Source organism: Actinosynnema sp. NPDC020468, assembly GCF_040642015.1.
In the GTDB taxonomy this organism is placed as follows: Bacteria; Actinomycetota; Actinomycetes; order Mycobacteriales; family Pseudonocardiaceae; genus Actinosynnema.
Map to the genome: position 1 here is coordinate 161,755 of NZ_JBFAEO010000001.1, position 19,672 is coordinate 181,426.

Below are 19,672 nucleotides of genomic sequence, written 5' to 3' on the forward strand. Positions count from 1 at the left end.
CCGACGGCAGAATTGCGGCCCGGTCGATATCGGATTCCCTTCGAACAGGTCAACCGGCGGAAACGTTTGCGCCGCGTGGGTGAAACGGGTTCCTCGGCGTCTCGATCGGTGTTCTCCTGCGCACCTGCCGACTTTTCGGAGGACGCCGTGGACTGGGATGCCGTCGCTGCCGACTGCGCCGAACTGCTGGGTTCCGGGCCGGGTTTGGCGGCCGCGCTCCGGCGCGCCGCCCACCGCGTCGACGCAGGTGAAAGCCCCGATCAAGAACTGGGCGAGCAGCTCGGCGACTACCTGGCGAGGCACCGGGCGCTGCTCGCCGCGGTCGGCGGCGACGGCAGCGGGGCGACCCGACTCGCGGAAGTGCGGAAAATCGCCGACGAGCACCGGGAGAGCGCGGCCGAACGACGTCGGACCGCCGACCGCGAATCCGAGATCACACGATTGCGCGCCAACGTGGCGGTATTCGCGGAACTGCTGGAATCGGCGACCGGAGAGGTGCTGGACCACGTGCGCGCCGCCCGCGCGGCCGCCGTCGCCCGACTCGGGGAACTGGGCGCGGAGCCACCGGAACCACCGGATCCGGCCGAAGTGCCCGCCCCACAACCGGAACCGCGACCGGAGCCGCCACCGGCCCCCGAGCCGGAACGCGAGCCGTCACCGGTTCCCGAGCCCGGACCGGAGCCGGAACCCGTCGGCGCCGGCACGCCGGACCACCTCGCCTTCCCCTGGGAGATCGGTGATCCACCGCTGGTCGCCACGCTGGTCCGGCGCGCCCGGCTCGCCGAGGCCTACTGGCTGACCACGACGTCCTTCGAACCCGACCGCCGCGCCGACGTGCTGCGCCACGCCGCCGCCGCGTTCGACACGCACACCGGCGCCGACGCCACCGCCCTGCTGACCTCGCTCGGCCCCACCGCCGGCCGCCTCGCCGACGACCACGAGGCCGCGGTGGTCGCCGCCGTCGCCCTGCTCCGCGCCGCCCTGGTCGCGGGCTGGGGTCCGCAGCCGCTCAACCAGCTCGTCGGCGCGGTCAGCCTGCCCGCCGAGTGGTCCGCGCTGCTCGCCGCCGCGGTGGCCGCGACCAGGCGCGGCGTGCGGGTCGACCCGGTGCGCGGCGCGCAGGTCGCCGACGTGGACGCGGACGCGGCCCGGCTCGAGATCGGCAGGCGCGCCGACAAGCTCGCGCTCGACCTGCCCAAGCGCCGCACCCTCTACCAGCGGGCCAGCAACCTGCTGCGCTGGTTCATGCGCGACGAGCAGCCGGTGTGCCAGGCGCTCCAGGTGGTCGTGAAGTGGTCGACCGGCGCGGCCGACGGACCGGCGCTGGCCGCCGCGCTCGCCGCGATCCGGGACCGGGACGCGTTGATCGAGAACGCCGACGCGGCCACCCACACGCCCAAGCTCCAGCCCATCGTCGCCGAGGCGCGGCGCATGCTGCTGCGCAACCTCGACGAGGTCGTCGACGTGGTGGCGGAGGCGCTGGCCGTCGACGGCAAGCTGGTCGCGGACAAGGACCGCGAGGCCGCCGGCACGCTGTCCAAGGCGCTCGCGGCGGTGGCCGGCGCACCGGTGCCCGAGGGCGTCGGCGGCGCCGCGATCGGCCTGTTCCGGTCGTGGCTCGAGGACCCGGCGGGGGTGCCCGGGTCCGAACCGCCCAACCGCGTCGGCGAACCGCGCCGCGACGTGCTGCTCGTGCTGCCCGACCTGCCGCGCACCGCCGACGGGCGGCCGGACCCCGACGACCGCCGCACGCTGGTCGAGCTGGCCGGACTGGTCGGGTCGCCCGACCCGGTCGAGGCGGCCGAGGCCTACTTCGCGCGCGGCGACCTCGCCTCCGCCGCCGAGCTGGTCGCACGACTGCCCGAGACGTCCCGGCTGCGCGAGGACCTGGCCAGGCAGACCGAGGTGTGGACCCGCCGGCACGCGGTCGCCTACCGGGACGCCACCGACCTGCTCGCCCGGGTGCGAACCCAGAACCTGCTGGAAACCGACGAAACCCTGATCAGCGGCCGACTCCAGGGCCTGGCGACGGTGCGCGACGGCGCGTTCCACGTGGTCGCCGCCGAACTGGCCCGGCTGACCGACGAGCTGCGCGAGCGGGAACGGCGGCGCACCGGGGAGTTGCGCGTCGAACTCGACGGGCTCGAGCTGTCCGACGTCGAGCGGCACCGGATCACCGCGCTGCTCGACGCGGGCGACACGGTCACCGCGACCGAGTTCGTCGCGTTCGTCCGGGCCGGCGACCGGCTGCCCGAGCACGAGCCGGACGCGGCGGGCGACCTCCAGGACTTCGTGGCCCTGCTGGACAAGGGCCACGAGGAGGGCCTGTTCGGCGCACGGGCGTCGGCGACCTCGTGGGCCAGGCTCGCGGCGGGCGACAACGGTCTGCTCACCGCCGCCGAGGCCCAGCTCGCCGAGTGGGACTCGCTGTCCGCGCCGCGCAACCTGGCGGGCGACCGGCTGCCCACCCGGGTGAAGTCGGTGCTGCGGCTGCTCGGCCTGGTGTGCGACCAGATCGGCGAACGGGGCAACCGGCAGAAGGTCCGGGTGCTCAAGGCCCGCGCGCACCCCACCGACGGCGCCTACGTGGCGGAACTCGGCTCGGCCGCGCTGGAGTACGACATCGTCGTCGTCACCGACGAACGGCGCGGGCGCTCGGTGCTGGAGGGCGTGGACCCGGGCGACCGCGCCACCGTGGTGCTGTGCCTGCACCCGCTGGACCTCGCGACCCGGCGCGGGCTGTCCACCCAGTCCGGTCGCGGCCCGGCCCGCGTGCTCGTGGTGGACCCGGCGGTGGTCGGCTGGGTGGCCGCGACCGCGCCCGGCTCGTGGCGCGCCACCCAGCGGATCACCCTGCCGTGGGCCGCGTTCAACCCCTACCGCCCGTTCGTCGCGGGACTCGTGCCGCCGGAGGTGTTCGTCGGCCGGGAGGAGGAGCTGCGCGAGGTCACCGACCCGGCCGGCGGGCTGTTCGTCTACGGCGGTCGCCAGCTCGGCAAGTCCGCGCTGCTGCACCGCGCGCAGGCGAACTTCGACAACGGCGGCACCCGGCACGCCGTCTACCTCGACCTCAAGGGCCGGGGCATCGGCGAGTCCGAGCCCGCCGTGCGGATCTGGCGCGAACTGGCCGCCGAGCTCAAGGAGCGCGGCGTGCTCGGGTCGAAGGTGTCCGACCACAACCCGAGCCCCAAGGTCGTGGCGGACCAGGTGCGCGCGTGGCTCGCGCAGAACCCGGCGCGACGGGTGCTGCTGCTGGCCGACGAGGCCGACGCGTTCCTCACCGCCGACTCCCGGGCCACCGCGCAGTCCGGCGGCGTCGAGTACTTCCCCAACGTGTCGCGGCTCAAGGAGCTGATCGAGTCGACCGACCGCCGGTTCAAGGTCGTCTTCGCCGGACTGCACCAGGTGCAGCGGTTCTCCGAGCTGCCGAACGTGCCGCTGACGCACGGCGGTCCGGGCATCCCGGTCGGACCGCTCGACCCGCGCGACGCGCGCCGGCTGGTGATCGAGCCGATGGCCGCGCTGGGCTACCAGTTCGAACGCCCCGAGCTGGTGTGGCGGCTGCTCGCGGCGACGAACTACCAGGCGAGCCTGGTGCAGATCTTCGGCGAGGAGCTGGTCCGCGTGCTGCAACGGCGCGGCGTGCCGGTGCAGGGTCCGCCGACCGTGGTCACCGAGGCCGACGTGGACGGGATCGCGGCCGGCGACAAGGTGCGCAACCGGATCGCCGAACGCCTGCGCATCACGATCAACCTGGAGGACCGCTACCGGGTGCTCACCCTGGTGATCGCGTTGCACAGCCTGGAGGACGCGTTCGGCGCCTCCTACCCGGCCGAGGGGCTCCTCCAGGAGGCGCGGGAGGCGTGGCCCGCCGGGTTCGACGGCCTGTCCCTGGCCCAGGTCACCTCGTACCTGGACGAGATGGTCGGCCTCGGCCTGCTGGTCAAGCTGTCCGGCGGACGCGGCTACGCGATCCGCAGCCCCAACGTGGTCACCATGCTCGGCACCCGGTCGTCGCTGCGGCGCGAGCTGGCCGACATGGATTTCGACCTGGCCTACGAGTACAACCCGCGGTCGGCGCGCCGGCTGCTGGACGAGCACGGCGGCGCGCAGCTGCGCAGTCCGCTCACCGACGGCCAGCTCGCCGAACTCACCAGGGCGCACCACGTCGCGGTCGTCACCGGCACCCGCGCGCTCGGTCTCGACCGGGTGCCCCAGGCCGTGCGGGACTACGCCGAGGCGCGCGGCAGCGCGGTCCGCACCGTGCCGCCGTCGGACGTGGTCGAGGAGCTGACCCGGATCTCCAAGCTGCGCGAACCGCGCGTGCTGCTGACCGACGTGGCCGGCACGCCCGTGGAGGACGCGCTGGAGCTGGTCCGCAAGCTCGTCGCGCAGGCGAAGGTGCACGAGCTGGCGGTGGTCGTGGTGGCACCCGCGGCGACGGCGCCCGCGCTCGCGGACGCGGCCGAGGTGGACGTGGAGCGGTTGGCCCGGTGGACCGTCGACACGATCCGCAGCTGGCCCGAGTGCCCGTTCGACGTGCCGAAGGAGCGGGCCCGGCTGATCGACGTCACCGGCGGCTGGCCGGAGCTGGTGGAGGACGTCATCGCGCGCACCCAGCGCGGCGCGTCCCGGGAGCAGGCGCTGCGGCAGCTGACGGAGCGGTGCGCCGCCGCGGCGTTCGCCACCCGGCAGCTCGCCGAGATGGGCGTGGACGACGCGCTGCGGGCCAGGCTCGGCAGCTGGCACGAGTACGTCGAGCCGGGCGAGCGGGTGAACGCGGGCGACGTCGCGTCGGTCCTCGACCTCGACCAGGAGACGACCAACCGGCTGCTCGACGAGCTGGACCTGCTCGGCGTGCTGGACTCCGACTCCGGGTCGGCGGTGGTGTCGCTGGACCGGGTCGTGCACCGGTGCCTGCGGGCGATCCGCGCGTCCGGGTGATCCCGGCGCTCCCCGGTCCCCGCGCGCACCTGGACCGGATCACCGCGGACCTCGACGCCGGGTTCAGCTGCCTGTGGCTGGTGCCCGACGCGCTGGTCGCCTCGGGCGTGGCCGAGGAGCTGCTGGCCGACCTGGCCGCGCGGCCGGACAGCGTGCGGGTCGTGCCGCCGTCGGTGGTCGAGGTCGAGCGACCGCCCGCCGTGCCGACGGTCGACGGCCGGGCGCTGCCGTCGTGGGCCGTCGGCCACCCCGCGTTCGAGGAGGTGGCGTGGTCGCCCGCGCCGGAACCCGTGCACGTGCCGGTGGTGCGGCTGGCCGACCGGGTGGCGGGCATGCTGGTCGGCGGCCCCTACGACGACCCGGTCGACGCGGTGGCGGCGAGCCCGGAGGCACGCCGTCGCGTCGTCGTGGTGTGCGGCTGGGAGGAGGACGACCCGGCGGCCGTCGGCGCGTTCCTGTCCCGGATGTCCGCCGCCCGGGCGCCGCGCGTGCTGGTGGCCGCGCGCACCGGTGACGTGCGCGCCGGCGCGCTGGACCCGTTGACCGGTCGGACGCACTGGTGGTGGGGTGTGACGGGACGGCTGGACACGGCGGTCGTGGTGGGCACCGGCAGGCCGGGGCTGCGCGGCGCGGTGGCCCGCGAGGTCGTGGTGGAGCTGGCCGGCCCGGACCTCGACCTCGCCGCGTCGCTCGCCCGGTCCTGGGACGGCCGGGTCGAGGCGTTGGAGGGGTTGCTCGACGTGGTGTCGCCGTCGGTCGTGCCGGTCGGCGGCGGGCACACCGGCCACCCGCCCGCCGCGCTGCGGGAGCCGTGGTCGCGCGGACTGGCCGACCTCTGGGAGGGCCAGGTCCGGGTGAGCCCGCGCGCGGTGCCGCCCGGACGGCGGGCCGAGGTGGTGCGGTCGCTGGTGTGGCGCGCGCAGCACCGGGCGCTGACCCCCGTGCTGGACGACGCGCGCGCCGCGATCGAGGTGGTGTTCCGGTCCCGGGCGTCGACCGCGGTGCTCGCCGAGGTGGCCCGGGATCCCGACGCGCCGCTGGAACTGGGGCCGATGTGCTGGGCGGTGGCGCACCTGGGCGTGCGGATCCCGCAACACGAGCGCCGCCTGCTGTCGCGGCTGCGCGACGCCCGCAACGCGCTGGCCCACCTGCGCCCGGTGACCGACGACGACCTGGACGGGATCGAGAAGCTGCTCGGCTAGGGCACGTCCAGGTTCGCCCGCTCGGCGGCGGCCCGGCCCGCGTCCCAGCCCGCCTCGCTGCGCACCGGCGTCGACTTCGGCCTGGTGCGGGTGAACATCGTGGTGAACAGGCTGTCGACCTCGGCCTTGCGCGCCGCGAGCGCGGGCAGCAACCGGTCGTCGGCGGGCGGTTCGGCGGCCTTCTTGAGGCGTTCGCCGACCCGGTGGGCGTAGGAGAGCAGGAACGACTTGCGGTAGGCCAGGGTGCGCGACTCGTCGCCCCTGGGCGCGCCGTCACCCGCCGCGACCATCGCCCGGGTGGCCTGGACCAGCAGCGACGTCGACAGCAGCGCCACGATCTCCAGGTCGAGCTCCTCGCCGACCAGCGCCACGAAACCGATGTCGTACACCACGGCCCGCGACCGGTTGGCCTCCGCGACCACGTGCACCACGTGCGCCTTGCCGTCGAAGTAGCGCTTCTCGAGCCACAGCCGGCGCGAGGTGGTCGTGGGCGACTCGGTCGGCACCCGTTCCAGCGCGTGCCGGTTCACCAGCTCCTGCGCCTTGGCCGACAGCGCCTCGGCCTCCTCGGGGAACGCGGTCGACTCGGCCTTCGCGAGCAGCCCGCGCACCCGCTTGAGCACGCGCGGGTCGACGTTGTGGTGGTCCACGTCGGCCATCGGCGTGCCGGGCAGCGGCACGAGCACCGGCAGCGACGGCAACCCGGCCAGCGCCCGCAACACCGCCACCACCACGCCGACCGCGTCGTCGCGCACCTCGATGTGCCGCTCCGCCCACTGGTCGAGGTGCGGGCGTGCCGGGTCCCACCAGACCCGCGCGTCGATCTCGGCCAGCTGCGAGCGCCACAACGGGTGCAGCACGTCGTGCTCGGCCACGTCCCGGGCGATGGCGTCCACCGCGAACGACAGCGCGCGCTCGTCCTCGGTCCGGCGCACGACCTCGTGCACGTCGTAGGGCAGCCAGCCGTGCTCCCACAGGTCGCGCAGCGCCTCGCCCAGCACGTCCCGCACCGCGTCGTCCACGTCGGACGCCGGCAGCCCGCCGACCCGGGGGAGCCTGGCGCGTTTGGTGTTCGCGGCTTTCCGGATGGCGTCGCGCAGGGTGTCCACGGTGGAGATTGTCCCCGTTCGGGTGCCATGTCGTTGACCGCCGTCGACGCCGGGCCGTGTCAGCCTCGCGCGGTGACCCGGAAGACGCCCAGGCGGCGGCCGATCGTGGTGGTGCACCGTCCACAGGGGACGCCGCTGACGTCGGAGCAGCGCGCGGTGGTCGAGCGGTGCCGGTCGCTGCCGCAGCTGACCGACCCGCTGGAGGTCGAGCTGACGCTGAGCGGCGCGGTCGCGGACACCGTCGCCGACGAGGAGTTCTGGGCCGGGCTCGTGGCGCACGCGGCGTCGTTGCCGAGCAGGCGCAACCGGGCGCTGCTGGGCGCGATGGCGGCCGTGCTCACCGGTCGGCCGCGCGAGTGGGCGGCCGCGCACACCCCCGTGGACGTCCCCCTCGCTGTCGGCGGCGCGTGGATCTGCGACCGCTCGGTGGACGCGGGCTACCTCGCGCTGCTGTGCGGGTACGCGTTCTCCTCCGCCGAGCACGCGATGGTGTTCCTGATCGACGAACTCGCCGGCGGCACGGTGCGCAAGGCGTTCGTGACCAGGGACGTCGCCCTCGCCCGGGCCCGGCTGGCCGAGCAGGGTCCGTTCGAGCCGATCGGCGCGGAGGCGGCGCACTGGCTGCTCGCGAAGTCCTACGACCGGCTGGACCGGCGGGGCGAGCCGGCGGCGGACCCGGACGTGCGGCGGACCAGGTTGCTCGCGGCCAGGCGGATCGCGCTCGCGTTCGGGTGAACAATGACCCGCGTGGAGGCGTTGGGCTGGGCCGGTGTGCTGGTGCCCGGGGTGCGGTTGTTCGGCGTGACGGCCGACGTCGTGGCCCGGGTCGACGCGCGTGCGCACGCCCGCCGGTCGGGTCCGGTGCTCGACCGGGACGTGCTGGCGACCTGGGAGTGGCCCGAGGCGCGGCGCGAGCCCGAGGTGGTGCGGCTGGTGGGCGCGCTGTGCGCGAACCGGTCGTGGCGGCGGGCGCGCACGGAGGCGGTGCGACTGGGCGGGTTCTGCGCGACGGCGGTCGTGCTGGCGGACGCGCCCGAGGAGTGCCTGCTGGAGTGCGCCTACGCGGGTGTCGGCGTCGTGGTCGGCGGTGAGGTTCTCGTCACACCGCGGCCCGGTCGGGTCGACGGTGCGCGAAGGCGCACGCTGGACCGCTGGGTGGAGGAAGTGGTCTACGAACGGCTGCTCACCCTCGGACTGGCGCCCGCTGCCTCGTCCACGCGTTGAGAAATGGCGGCGGCGACCATTCCGGCAGTCGCTCGCGCACTTCCAGGTGCAGGAAACCGGCGGACAGGCATTGCTCGTGCCACGCCTTTTCCCGGTCCGCCCGGTCGAGCGCGGAGAACTCGTCGTGCAGCAGCCCGAGCAGTTCCCGGGAATGCCGGAACGCCAGCCGTCCGCGTTCCCGTTCGTCCCGCACGGTCGCGAAATGGTCGACGGTCCGACCGCCGCACGCCGAGCACTCGCACGTCCACAGGTGCTCGAGTTCGGGCGTCCGCTGCACCGCCGTGGCGACCTTGTCGACGCTGAGGTAGCCGAGGAACCGGGGCACGAACACCGCCGTCGACGCCCGCCTGCCACCACCGGGCCGCGTCGGCACGGGGTAGAGGTGGCGCAGCGCCGTCGACGTGCCGACGGCCGCCTCCACCGCGCCGTGGCACAGCGCCCCGAGCGCGGACACGTCCGACCGCAGCAGCCGCACCGGCACCCCGGTGTCGATCAACGCGCACAGCCCGCGCACCACGTCCCGCGACCCGAGCGGGTCCTTGGCGTGCTCCAGCACGACCGCCACCGGCACCCCCGCGCCGGTCACCTCGGCCAGCAGCACGTCGAGGTCGGTCGCCCGCCGCAGCCAGTCGACGTGCAGCGGGAGCACCGCGACCACGTCACCGAGCCGCATCGCCCGCCGCAACACCGACCGCAACCCCTTGAGGTCCCGCATCCCGACGTACCCGGAGTCGGTCAGCACGGGCAACCCGGCCGCGCGCTGGCAGGCCAACCACGAGGAACTGAAGTCACTGGTCGCCACCGCCCGCCGAGTACCCGCGTACCGCCCGGCATCACACCGCAACGGCACCGCGCACCCGCTCTCGCGCAGCGCCACGGCCCGCTCGACGGCGGTCGGCCCGGTGATCACGAGCCCCCGCGCACCGTCGGCCGCGACCTCGGCGTCCCGCGGCACGCACTGCGTCAACAAGGCGCCGGACATCGCCACCTCCGGGGTACGACCGACGCCCGCGATGGTAACCCGCGCCGCCGTTCCCGCAGGTCGAAGCGTGCCGCGGGGTCACGTGCGCTCGTGCCGGGAGAGCGCGCCGGCGCGGGTGGTGTTCCGCGTGCTCGGCGCCGAAGCGACACCCGCCCGAATTCGGTGATCGAGGCCCCGACAATGCCTGTGAGGGTGGCCCGAGAAACGCAAAACCCCCAAGCCCGAGGCTTGAGGGTTTGGTGCGCCGCCAGGGACTCGAACCCCGAACCCGCTGATTAAGAGTCAGCTGCTCTGCCAGTTGAGCTAGCGGCGCCGGGACTTGTTGCTCCGTCCGACGTGAGAAACATTAGCACAGCGTCTCGCGCGGCTCCCAATCGCCTGGTCAAGGGCGGTCCGGCCGCCCCCGTCGAGGGGGAACTTCGCGTTGGTAACGATCCGGCATCCGGGGCAACATCGTCAACCCATCAGGCGTCACCTTGTCAGGGGACACCAAAAGCCGGAGCCGAGAGGCAGGCTCGGTGTCGGGGAGAGCGGAGGACAAGGGCATGGCCGGACGGCGGGGGACGCGCGCAGGGGTGGTGGCAGCGGCGATCGGGCTGGTCGCAGTGTTGATCTCGAGCTGTTCGTCGTCAGGCGGGCAGCCGGCGGCGAACGCGGCGGGCAAGCCGGACACGACGTCCGCGGCACCGGCGAAGGCGATCACGCTCAGTGTCGGACCGGCGGACAAGGCCACGGACGTGCAGCCGGGCGTCCCGGTCGTGGCAACCGCGACCGACGGCAAGATCACCACCGCCGCGTTGACCAACAACGAGGGCAAGGCCGTCGCCGGACAGGTCACTCCGGACGGTCTCCAGTGGACGAACACGGAGGCGCTCGGCTACGGCAAGACCTACTCGCTGACCGTGACCGGCCAGGGCGCCGACGGCAAGCCGGAGACGAAGACCTCCAGCTTCACCACCGCCCAGCCGCGCACCCTCACGTACCTCTCGGTCAACCCGCAGGACGGCACGACCGTCGGCATCGGCCAGCCGCTGGCGTTCTACTTCGACGAGCCGATCGCCGACCGCGCCGCCGCCGAGGCGATGATCTCGATCACCACCGAGCCGAAGGTGGACGGCGCCTTCTACTGGTTCAACGAGAAGGAAGTGCACTGGCGCCCGCAGAACTACTGGGCCGCCGGCACCAAGGTCACCATCAACGCCAAGATCTACGGCAAGAACCTGGGCAACGGCGTGTACGGCCAGGAGGACCGCGTCATCACCACGACGATCGGCGACGCGGTGATCCACGAGGCCGACGGCCAGACCCACCAGGTCGTCACCAAGATCAACGGCCAGGTCGCGCGCACCATGCCGACCTCGATGGGCAACGCCGCCAACACCACCCCCACCGGCACCTACGTGCTGATGGAGAAGCACGACCACATGGTGATGGACTCCCGCACCTACGGCCTCGCCCTCGATGCCGGCGGCTACGTCACCCCGGTCGACTGGGCGACCCGGATGTCCAACAGCGGCATCTTCTTCCACAGCGCGCCGTGGTCGATCGGCCAGCAGGGCAACAGCAACGTGAGCCACGGCTGCCTGAACCTCTCGCCGGAGAACGCGAAGTGGGTCTACGACCTGTCCAAGCCCGGCGACATCGTGATCGTGACCAACTCGGGCGGTCCGGCCCTGGAGGCCTGGGACGGTTTCGGCGACTGGCAGATCCCGTGGGACCAGTGGGTGAAGGGCAACCGCTAGCCCGCTACCCGACGTCCGCCACGCGACCCGCCGTCACCTCCAGACGGCGGGTCGTCGTCACCGCGTCGAGCATCCGCCGGTCGTGGGTGACGAGCAGGAGGGTGCCCTGGTAGGTCGCCAGGGCCGACTCCAGCTGTTCGATGGCGGGCAGGTCCAGGTGGTTCGTCGGCTCGTCCAGGACCAGCAGGTTCACCCCGCGCGCCTGGAGCAGGGCCAGGGCGGCCCTGGTGCGTTCGCCCGGGGACAGCGAGGCGGCCGGGCGCAGGACGTGGGCCGCCTTCAGGCCGAACTTCGCCAGCAGGGTGCGGACGTCGGCGGGCGCCAGGTCCGGCACGGCCGCGCCGAACGCGTCGAGCAGGGCGTCCTCGCCCAGGAACGAGCCCCGGGCCTGGTCGATCTCGCCCACCACCACGCCGGGGCCGAGCGACGCCGTGCCGGAGGTCAGGGGCGTGCGGCCGAGCAGGGCGGACAGCAGGGTGGTTTTGCCCGAGCCGTTCGCGCCGGTGATCGCGACGCGGTCGGCCCAGTCCACCTGGAGGTCGACCGGGCCCAGGGTGAAATCGCCCCGGCGCACCACGGCCGACCGGAGCACGGCCACGACGGCGCCCGCACGCGGCGCGGCGGCGATCTCCATCCGCAGCTCCCACTCCTTGCGCGGCTCGTCCACGACGTCCATGCGCTCGATCAGGCGCTCGGTCTGGCGGGCCTTCGAGGCCTGCTTCTCGGTGGCCTCGGTGCGGACGCCGCGGCCCTTCTTGTCGTTGTCGGTGGACTTGCGGCGGGCGTTCTTCACGCCCTTCTCCATCCACGCGCGCTGCATGTGCGCCCGGTCCTCCAGCGCGGACCGGGCGTTGGCGTACTGCTCGAAGTCCTCGCGGGCGTGCCGACGGGCGACCTCGCGCTCCTCCAGGTACGCCTCGTAGCCGCCGCCGTAGGTGCGGACCTGCTGCTGCGCGAGGTCCAGTTCCACCACCCGGGTGACGGTGCGCGCCAGGAACTCGCGGTCGTGGGACACCAGCACGGTGCCCGCGCGCAAACCCGTCACGAACTTCTCCAGCGTCGCCAACCCGGCCAGGTCGAGGTCGTTGGTCGGCTCGTCGAGCAGGAACACGTCGTACCGGCTCAGCAGCAGCGACGCCATGCCCGCGCGGGCCGCCTGACCACCGGACAGCGCGGTCATCTCCATGTCCAGGTCGACCCCGAGGCCCAGTTCGGCGGCCACCTCCTCGGCCCGCTCGGCCAGGTCCGCGCCGCCGAGCGCGAGCCACCGGTCCAGCGCCTCGGAGTAGCCCTCGTCCACGCCGGTCGCGAGCAGGTCGGTGGTGCGGTCCAGCTCGGCCTGCGCCGCGGCCACGCCCGTGCGGCGGGCGAGGAACGCGCGCACCGTCTCGCCCGGCTGCCGGTCCGGCTCCTGGGGCAGGTGGCCGACGGTCGCCGAGGTGGGGGAGAGGCGGATCACACCCTCCTCGGCGGGCAGCAGCCCGGCCAGCGTGCGCAGCAGGGTGGACTTGCCCGCGCCGTTGACCCCGACGAGGCCCACCACGTCGCCCGGCGCGACGACCAGGTCCAACCCGGAGAACAGCACGCGGTCGCCGTGGCCCGCGGCCAGGCCCTTCGCGACGAGAGTGGCGCTCACGACTTCTCCCCATCAGGTTCAAAAGAAAACGCCCCGCGACCAGTGGTCGAGAGGCGTTCGCTTGGGGTGAGTGACGGGACTTGAACCCGCGACACCTGGGATCACAACCCAGTGCTCTGCCAGCTGAGCTACACCCACCAAGGCCGGTCGATCCCGGCGGTGAGAAGCATACAGTGCCCTACCGCCGGTCCTGAAATCGACCCTATTTCGCGGCGTCGGCGGCGAGCAGGTCGGCGGCGACGGCCTGCGCCTGCTCCGACGACGGCCCCGGCTGCGCCACGAACGCCGTGCGGCGGTAGTACGCCAGCTCGCGGATCGACTCCTTGATGTCGGCGAGCGCCCGGTGCGCGAGGCCCTTGCCCGGCTGCGCGTAGTAGATGCGCGGGTACCAGCGCCGGCACAGCTCCTTGATCGACGACACGTCGACCATCCGGTAGTGCAGGTGCGCGTCCAGCTCGGGCATGTCGCGCGCGATGAACCCGCGGTCGGTGGCGATCGAGTTGCCCGCCAGCGGCGCGGTGCGCGCCTCGGGCACCCACTCGCGGATGTAGGCGAGCACCTGCGCCTCGGCGTCGGCGAGCGTCGTGGTGGACCGGCGGACCTCCTCGGTCAGGCCGGACTTGGCGTGCATCGCCACGACCACCTCGGGCATCGCGGCCAGCGCGGCGTCGTCGGCGTGGATCACCACGTCCACCCCGTCGCCCAGCACGTTCAACTCGGCGTCGGTCACCAGTGCCGCGATCTCGATCAGCGCGTCACCGCCCAGGTCCAGCCCGGTCATCTCGCAGTCGATCCACACCAAACGATCCATCACCAGCGCGAGCCTAGTCGTCCGGTCGTCGGACGCCGGCGGCACTTCGGGTGGCGCGGGCTACCAATCTCATTACGCTCACCCGACATGACCGCTGCCCAGCACCAGTCGGCGCAGAGCGAGATCGCGGCCGGGTACGCCTCCGAGGGCGCGGCCGTCGAACTCGGCGCCGTGCTGGTGGACGGGGTGGTCGAGCCGACGGCCCGGGTCCGGCTGCCGCTCGCGACGTTGAACCGGCACGGCCTGGTCGCCGGCGCGACCGGCACCGGCAAGACCAAGACGCTCCAGCTCATCGCCGAGCAGCTGTCGGCGGCCGGCGTGCCGGTGGTGATGGCGGACGTGAAGGGCGACCTGTCCGGGTTGTCCCGCGCGGGTTCCGCGAACGACCGGGTCGCGAAGCGGGCCGCGGACACCGGCGACGACTGGGCGCCGCGGGCGCGCCCGACGCGGTTCCTGTCGCTGGGCACCGGCGGCGCGGGCGTGCCGGTGCGCGCCACGATCACCAGCTTCGGCCCGATCCTGCTGTCGAAGGTGCTGGGGCTCAACGACACCCAGGAGTCCACCCTCGGGTTGATCTTCCACTGGGCCGACACCCGCGCGCTGCCGTTGCTGGACACCAAGGACCTCCGCTCGGTCATCACGCACCTCACCTCCGAGGAGGGCAAGGAGGACCTCAAGGGGCTCGGCGGGGTGTCGCCCGCGACGGCGGGCGTGATCCTGCGCGCGCTGGTGAACCTGGAGGCGCAGGGCGGTGACACGTTCTTCGGCGAGCCCGAGCTCGACCCGCGCGACCTGATGCTCCAGGAGTCCGGTCAGGGCGTGATCACGTTGCTGGAGCTGGCCGAGCTCCAGGCCCGGCCCGCGCTGTTCTCCACGTTCCTGATGTGGCTGCTGGCCGAGTTGTTCCAGGTGCTGCCCGAGGCGGGCGACCTGGACCGGCCGAAGCTGGTGTTCTTCTTCGACGAGGCGCACCTGCTGTTCGCCGACGCGTCGAAGGCGTTCCTGGAGCAGATCACCCAGACGGTGAAGCTGATCCGGTCCAAGGGCGTCGGCGTGTTCTTCTGCACGCAGCTGCCGACCGACGTGCCGAACGCGGTGCTGTCGCAGCTGGGCGCACGCGTGCAGCACGCCCTGCGCGCGTTCACCCCGGAGGACCAGACGGCGCTCGCGAAGACCGTGAAGACCTACCCGACGACGCCGCACTACGCGCTGGACAAGGCGCTCACGTCGTTGGGCACCGGCGAGGCGGTCGTGACGGTGCTGAGCGAAACCGGCGCGCCGACACCGGTGGCGTGGACCAGGTTGCGCGCGCCGCGGTCCTTGATGGACACCATCGGCGAGGACGCGATCCGACAGGCCGCGCAGTCCTCGGACCTGCACGGCAAGTACGCCGGCACGATCGACCGCGAGTCGGCCTACGAGAAGCTCACGGCGAGGGTGGCGCCCCCCGACGACGAAGCGCCACCACCCGCGGCGTCCGAGAAGGACGAGCCCGGTCTGGTCGACAAGGTGCTCGGCAACTCGGCGGTCAAGTCGTTCCTGCGGTCAGCCGCGAGCGCCCTGGGGCGTGAGATCACCCGGGGCCTGTTCGGCACCGCCCGCAAGCGCCGGTGACCTCCGGACCCTCATCGACAGCACGGCCGCGCCGATCGAGAGGAACCCGGCCACGTACCAGGCGGGCGCGTAGTTGCCGAAGCTGTCCCGCACCAGCCCCGCCGCGGTGGCCGCGATCGCCGCGCCGATCTGGTGCGAGGCGAACACCCAGCCGAACACGACCGGCGCGGACAGCCCGAACACCTCGCGGCACAGCGCCACCGTCGGCGGCACGGTGGCCACCCAGTCCAGGCCGTAGAAGACGATGAACACCAGCATGCTCGGGTGCACCGACGCGTGGAACAGCTGCGGCAGCAGGAGCAGCGACGCGCCGCGCAGCGCGTAGTAGGCGGCCAGCAAGATCCGCGAGTCGACCCGGTCGGTGAGCCAGCCGGAGAAGATCGTGCCGACGATGTCGAACACGCCGACCAGCGCGAGCAGCCCGGCGGCGGTCGTGGTGGGCATGCCGTGGTCGTGCGCGGCGGGGATGAAGTGCGTGCCGACCAGGCCGTTGGTGGTCGCGCCGCAGATCGCGAACCCGCCCGCGAGGAACCAGAACGGGCCGGTGCGCGCGGCCGTGGTCAACGCGGTGACGGCGCGGCGGGCGGCGCCCGAGGTCACCGTCGGCCGCGGCACGATCGCGTCGCCGCCGTACGGGGTCGCGCCCAGGTCCACCGGGTACTCGCGCAGGAACAGCAGCACCAGCGGCACGGTGGCCAGCGCGGCGGCCGAGACCAGCAGGGCCGCGGAGCGCCAGCCGGACGTCTCGGCCATCGAGGCCATGATCGGCAGGAACACCAGCTGACCGGTCGCGCCGCCCGCCGTGAGCACGCCGGTGACCAGGCCGCGGTGCTTGACGAACCAGCGGCCGGTGATGGTGGCGACGAACGCGAGCGCCATCGAGCCGGTGCCCAGACCCACCAGCACGCCCCACAGCAGCACCAGCTGCCAGCTCGTGGTCATGAACACGGTCAACCCGGAGCCGATCGCCACCACGGTCAGCGCGCACGCCACCACCCGGCGCACCCCGAAGCGCTCCATCAGCGCGGCGGCGAACGGCGCGGTCAGGCCGTAGAGCAGCAGATTCACCGACACCGCGAAGCCGACGGTCGCGGTGGACCAGCCGAACTCCGCCCGCAGCGGCTCGATCAACGCGCCCGGTGTGGCGCGGAACCCGGCCGCGCCGATCAACGCCACGAACGCGACGGCCGCGACCGCCCACGCCCAGTTCTGCCTCTTCGTCACGGGGTAGAGAGTGCGCCGGCGGGCCCGTTCGGGGGAAGTGGCCTGAAGGCCATCATGTGCAAGAATCAGGCCATGGAACGTCACCTGGTGGCCGTCCTCGCGCTCGACGAGGTGGTCGGCTTCGACCTCGGCACGCCGCCGCAGATCTTCAACTCGGCCCGCGACGAGCAGGAGCGGCGCTACTACCAGGTCCGGATCTGCACGCCCGGCGGTCGTCCGGTGCGCAGCGCCGCGCGGTTCACCGTCACCCCCGACCACGGCCTCGAGCTGCTGGAGCGCGCGGACACGGTGATCGTGGCCGGCGTGCACTACGGCGCGCGGGTGCTGGAGGACGGCACGATCCCGGACGACGTGCGCGAGGCCCTGTCGGCCGCCTCGGCGCGGGGCGCTCGGGTGATGTCCATCTGCACCGGCGCGTTCGTGCTGGCCGCGTGCGGGCTGCTGGACGGCCGCCGCGCCACCACGCACTGGCTGCACGCGGACAACTTCCGCCGGCTGTTCCCGCGCGTCGACCTGGACCCGGACGTGCTGTTCGTGGACGGCGGCGACGTGCTGACCTCGGCGGGCGTCGGCGCGGGCATCGACCTGTGCCTGCACCTGGTGCGCAAGGACCACGGCAGCGACGTGGCGAACAAGGCCGCCCGCCGCTGCGTGGTGCCGCCGTGGCGGCCGGGCGGGCAGTCCCAGTACATCGAGCGCCCGGTGCCGCAGGCGCTGGACTCCTCGACGGCGCCGGCCCGCGCGTGGGCGCTGGCGCACCTGGACGAGCCGGTGGACCTGCGCGTGCTGGCGGGTCACGCCCGGATGAGCGTCCGCACCTTCACTCGGCGGTTCCGCGAGGAGACCGGGGTGAGCCCGGGCAAGTGGCTCACCCAGCAGCGCGTGGAACGGGCCAGGCACCTGCTGGAGACCACGGACCTGGCGGTCGACCAGGTGGCGCGGCACGCGGGTTTCGGCACCGGCGCGGCGCTGCGCCAGCAGATGGCCGCCTCGCTCGGCGTGTCACCGACCGCGTACCGCACCACGTTCCGCTCGGCGGGCTGACGGCGGCGCGCGCTCGCGGGACCGACCGGGGCCGGAGGCAGCCGGGCCGCGAACCCCTTGCCGCGAAACGGGAATCGCGCCCTCGGCCGGTCGGCGGACCGGGGCTAGCCGCGTTCCAGGAACGGCCGCAGCAGGTCCGGCACGGCCTCGTCGGCGAACGCCAGGCCCTCGGCCTCGCCCACGTCCACCACGTGGTAGACGCCGTCGCCCGCGGCCGTCGTCGCGGACACCGTCACCAGGCCCGCGCGGCGCTGGAAGAACGAGCGGTGGACGCGCCAGCCGATGATTCCCGTGCGCTGCAACGCGACCGTCTCGCGCAGCGCCGAGCCCGCCCGGGCGAGCAGGTGGCGTTCGCCCAGCGCGTGGCCCAGCGCGCGGTAGCGGTCCCAGCCCAGGAACACCGCGAACGGCAGCAGCACCAAGGCGGCCTGCCACGTCCAGGACGGCGCGAACACCGCGAGCCCGACCACCAGGAGCACCACCGGCACGACCGCGCGGACCAGCCGGCGGCGCAACGCGGTCACCGGATGCCGGCGCAACGGGGTCGTGGTCGGCGACTCGGCCACGTCGAGCACCAGCGCGGCCACCCGGTGCGCCTCGGCGCGCGGCGCGGGCGGCAGCAGCAGACCGCTCTCCCCCTTGTGCCCCAACCCGGTCGCGACGGCGGTGGTCCTCGCGCCGCGACCCAGCCGCAGCAGCAACGGTTCCCGCACCTCCACGCCGCGCAACCGCTGCTCCGACACCGAGATCGAGCGGGTGGTGAGCAGCCCGCGGCGGACCCGGATCGTGCCGTCCGGCTCGCGGGTGAGCCGGTAACCCCAGAACTGCACCACGTACAGCAGCACCGAGCCGATCGTGGACAGCACCAGCGCGACGACCGCGATCACCGCCACCGTCTGCCACACGGGCTGGTCCACCACCCAGTGCGCGGCGTCGGTCAGCGGGCCGAGCAGCTCGATGTCCAGCTCGCGCGCGTAGTTCACCGTGACGCCGAACACCGCGCCGAGACCGACCAGCCCGGACAGCGTCAGCGGCGCGTACCGCAGCCAGCGGACGTCCAAAGTGGACAGCACGACGCCGTCGGCGGCGACCGGGCTCTCGGCGTGCACGACGGGTTTGTGGTTCAGCAGCAACAACCTCAGCCGCTCGGCCTCCGCCGAGGACACCGCGTCCAGGGTCAGCCCGTCCTCGCCCGGCTTGTCGTGCTGACCGGTACCGACCCGGATCGCGGACAGCCCGAACAGCCGGTGCCCCAGCTTCGCGGTCAGGTCTACGCTCCGGATCCGGTCGCGCGGCACGGCCAACCGCTTGCGGGTGACCAGACCGGTGTGCAGCTCGACCTGCTCGTCGGTGATCCGGTAGCGGGTGGAGATCCAGCGGACGAACCCGAGCCCGACCACCACCGCGACCACCGCGACGCTGGTCAGGATCCGCCACCGGTCGCCGTTGCCCAGCACGATCAACCCGACGAGCACCGGCACGAGTCCCAGCAGCTCGTTCAACGGCCGCACCACGAGCATCCGGACGTCCAGCCGGTGCCAGTCGACGACCGGTTCGTCGGCGAGTTCGGGCGCGGCGGGGAACTCCGGGCCGGTCACGTCGCGTCACCCGGGGTGGCCTGGGTGGTCGTGGTCAGCTCGTCGGCGAGCCGCACCGCGTCGTCGTGGTCGAGGCCCTCGATGTGCACCGGGCCCGCGGCGGACGCGGTCGTCACGGTCACCGTGGACAACCCGAGGAGTTGTTGCAGGGGACCGCGTTTGGTGTCCACGGTCTGGATCCGGGACACCGGCGCGATGCGCCACTCCTGGTTCAGCCACCCGGCCAGCGTGTAGACCGCGTCCGGCGTGGCCTCCCAGCGGTGCACCCGGTAGCGCCACCGGGGCATCACGACGGTGTGCGCGATGCCGACCACGAGGGTGGCGGCGAGGGCGGTCAGCTGCCAGGGGGTGCGGGTGAAGACCAGCGCGATCCCCTGCGGCACGAGCAGCACCAGCCAGCCGATGAGCGCGTGCAGGGTCCAGAGGATGATCGACTTGCGGCTCACCCGGTGCCGCGGCGCACGCAGGCGCAACTCGGTGCTCACGGCACCACTCTGCCTCAAGGCCGGGTCCGCGGAAGGGCGGACCCGGCCTCGGGGCAT

General features: G+C 73.5%; 14 protein-coding genes and 2 tRNA genes. 7 read left to right on the plus strand and 9 right to left on the minus strand.

Annotated features, from left to right (window positions below; translation table 11 throughout):
- Window positions 1-147: 147 nt before the first annotated feature.
- Both AB0G50_RS00830 and AB0G50_RS00835 read left to right on the plus strand, forming a co-directional pair.
- A complete protein-coding gene (locus tag AB0G50_RS00830; protein ID WP_360100493.1) occupies window positions 148-4,944 on the plus strand; it encodes a hypothetical protein in 4,797 nt (1,598 codons plus the stop codon).
- Window positions 4,914-6,146 (plus strand): hypothetical protein, encoded by a 1,233-nt coding sequence (locus AB0G50_RS00835; RefSeq protein WP_360100496.1) that lies wholly within the window; start codon window positions 4,914-4,916, stop codon window positions 6,144-6,146. The genes AB0G50_RS00830 and AB0G50_RS00835 overlap by 31 nt, the downstream gene beginning before the upstream one ends.
- On the opposite strand, the gene AB0G50_RS00840 is transcribed toward AB0G50_RS00835, so the two are convergent.
- Window positions 6,143-7,255 carry a DUF2786 domain-containing protein gene (locus AB0G50_RS00840; protein ID WP_360100499.1) on the minus strand — a complete coding sequence of 371 codons (1,113 nt, stop codon included), beginning with the start codon at window positions 7,253-7,255 and terminating at the stop codon, window positions 6,143-6,145. The genes AB0G50_RS00835 and AB0G50_RS00840 overlap by 4 nt on opposite strands.
- Window positions 7,256-7,327: 72 nt before the next feature.
- Between AB0G50_RS00840 and AB0G50_RS00845 the strand changes: the two genes are divergently transcribed.
- Window positions 7,328-7,990 carry a hypothetical protein gene (locus AB0G50_RS00845; protein ID WP_360100502.1) on the plus strand — a complete coding sequence of 221 codons (663 nt, stop codon included), beginning with the start codon at window positions 7,328-7,330 and terminating at the stop codon, window positions 7,988-7,990.
- A 3-nt stretch (window positions 7,991-7,993) separates the two neighbouring features.
- The gene (locus AB0G50_RS00850; protein ID WP_360100505.1) at window positions 7,994-8,479 is read left to right on the plus strand and encodes a hypothetical protein; all 486 of its coding nucleotides are present in this window, start codon (window positions 7,994-7,996) and stop codon (window positions 8,477-8,479) included.
- Here the strand turns inward: AB0G50_RS00850 and AB0G50_RS00855 are convergent.
- Window positions 8,439-9,461, minus strand: a complete 1,023-nt coding sequence (locus AB0G50_RS00855; RefSeq protein ID WP_360100508.1) for a hypothetical protein — start codon at window positions 9,459-9,461, stop codon at window positions 8,439-8,441. The two genes, AB0G50_RS00850 and AB0G50_RS00855, sit on opposite strands and share 41 nt — an antisense overlap.
- A 237-nt stretch (window positions 9,462-9,698) precedes the next feature.
- Window positions 9,699-9,774, minus strand: a tRNA-Lys gene (locus AB0G50_RS00860).
- Window positions 9,775-9,979: 205 nt separating this feature from the next.
- Between AB0G50_RS00860 and AB0G50_RS00865 the strand changes: the two genes are divergently transcribed.
- A complete protein-coding gene (locus AB0G50_RS00865; RefSeq protein ID WP_360100511.1) occupies window positions 9,980-11,203 on the plus strand; it encodes an Ig-like domain-containing protein in 1,224 nt (407 codons plus the stop codon).
- 4 nt (window positions 11,204-11,207) lie between these two features.
- Here AB0G50_RS00865 and AB0G50_RS00870 read toward each other — a convergent pair whose 3' ends face one another.
- The 3 genes from AB0G50_RS00870 to orn form a co-directional block, all read right to left on the minus strand.
- The gene (locus tag AB0G50_RS00870; protein ID WP_360100514.1) at window positions 11,208-12,839 is read right to left on the minus strand and encodes an ABC-F family ATP-binding cassette domain-containing protein; all 1,632 of its coding nucleotides are present in this window, start codon (window positions 12,837-12,839) and stop codon (window positions 11,208-11,210) included.
- 62 nt (window positions 12,840-12,901) lie between these two features.
- Window positions 12,902-12,977: transfer RNA gene (locus tag AB0G50_RS00875), tRNA-His, on the minus strand.
- A gap of 64 nt (window positions 12,978-13,041) precedes the next feature.
- The gene (gene orn / locus AB0G50_RS00880) at window positions 13,042-13,653 is read right to left on the minus strand and encodes an oligoribonuclease (protein ID WP_360100517.1); all 612 of its coding nucleotides are present in this window, start codon (window positions 13,651-13,653) and stop codon (window positions 13,042-13,044) included.
- Between the two features lie 84 nt (window positions 13,654-13,737).
- Between orn and AB0G50_RS00885 the strand changes: the two genes are divergently transcribed.
- On the plus strand, window positions 13,738-15,264 hold the full coding sequence (locus tag AB0G50_RS00885; RefSeq protein WP_360100520.1) for a helicase HerA-like domain-containing protein: 1,527 nt from the start codon (window positions 13,738-13,740) through the stop codon (window positions 15,262-15,264).
- Here the strand turns inward: AB0G50_RS00885 and AB0G50_RS00890 are convergent.
- Window positions 15,196-16,488, minus strand: a complete 1,293-nt coding sequence (locus tag AB0G50_RS00890) for an MFS transporter (protein WP_360100523.1) — start codon at window positions 16,486-16,488, stop codon at window positions 15,196-15,198. The genes AB0G50_RS00885 and AB0G50_RS00890 overlap by 69 nt on opposite strands.
- A gap of 72 nt (window positions 16,489-16,560) precedes the next feature.
- On the opposite strand from AB0G50_RS00890, the gene AB0G50_RS00895 reads away from it, so the two are divergent.
- Entirely contained in the window at window positions 16,561-17,532 is a 972-nt protein-coding gene (locus tag AB0G50_RS00895) for a helix-turn-helix domain-containing protein (protein WP_360100526.1), read from the plus strand.
- Window positions 17,533-17,636: 104 nt separating this feature from the next.
- Here AB0G50_RS00895 and AB0G50_RS00900 read toward each other — a convergent pair whose 3' ends face one another.
- Window positions 17,637-19,130: a PH domain-containing protein gene (locus tag AB0G50_RS00900; protein ID WP_360100529.1), complete on the minus strand. Its 1,494-nt coding sequence runs from the start codon at window positions 19,128-19,130 to the stop codon at window positions 17,637-17,639.
- Window positions 19,127-19,672, minus strand: a complete 546-nt coding sequence (locus AB0G50_RS00905) for a PH domain-containing protein (protein ID WP_360100532.1) — start codon at window positions 19,670-19,672, stop codon at window positions 19,127-19,129. The genes AB0G50_RS00900 and AB0G50_RS00905 overlap by 4 nt, the downstream gene beginning before the upstream one ends.

Excerpts from the sequence above, each read along its gene's own strand:
- AB0G50_RS00855 (WP_360100508.1), bottom strand. The coding sequence starts at position 9,461 with ATGTCCGGCGCCTTGTTGACGCAGTGCGTGCCGCGGGACGCCGAGGTC.
- AB0G50_RS00885 (WP_360100520.1), top strand. The coding sequence starts at position 13,738 with ATGACCGCTGCCCAGCACCAGTCGGCGCAGAGCGAGATCGCGGCCGGG.
- AB0G50_RS00905 (WP_360100532.1), bottom strand. The coding sequence starts at position 19,672 with ATGCCCCGAGGCCGGGTCCGCCCTTCCGCGGACCCGGCCTTGAGGCAG.
- AB0G50_RS00850 (WP_360100505.1), top strand. The coding sequence starts at position 7,994 with ATGACCCGCGTGGAGGCGTTGGGCTGGGCCGGTGTGCTGGTGCCCGGG.
- AB0G50_RS00895 (WP_360100526.1), top strand. The coding sequence starts at position 16,561 with ATGGAACGTCACCTGGTGGCCGTCCTCGCGCTCGACGAGGTGGTCGGC.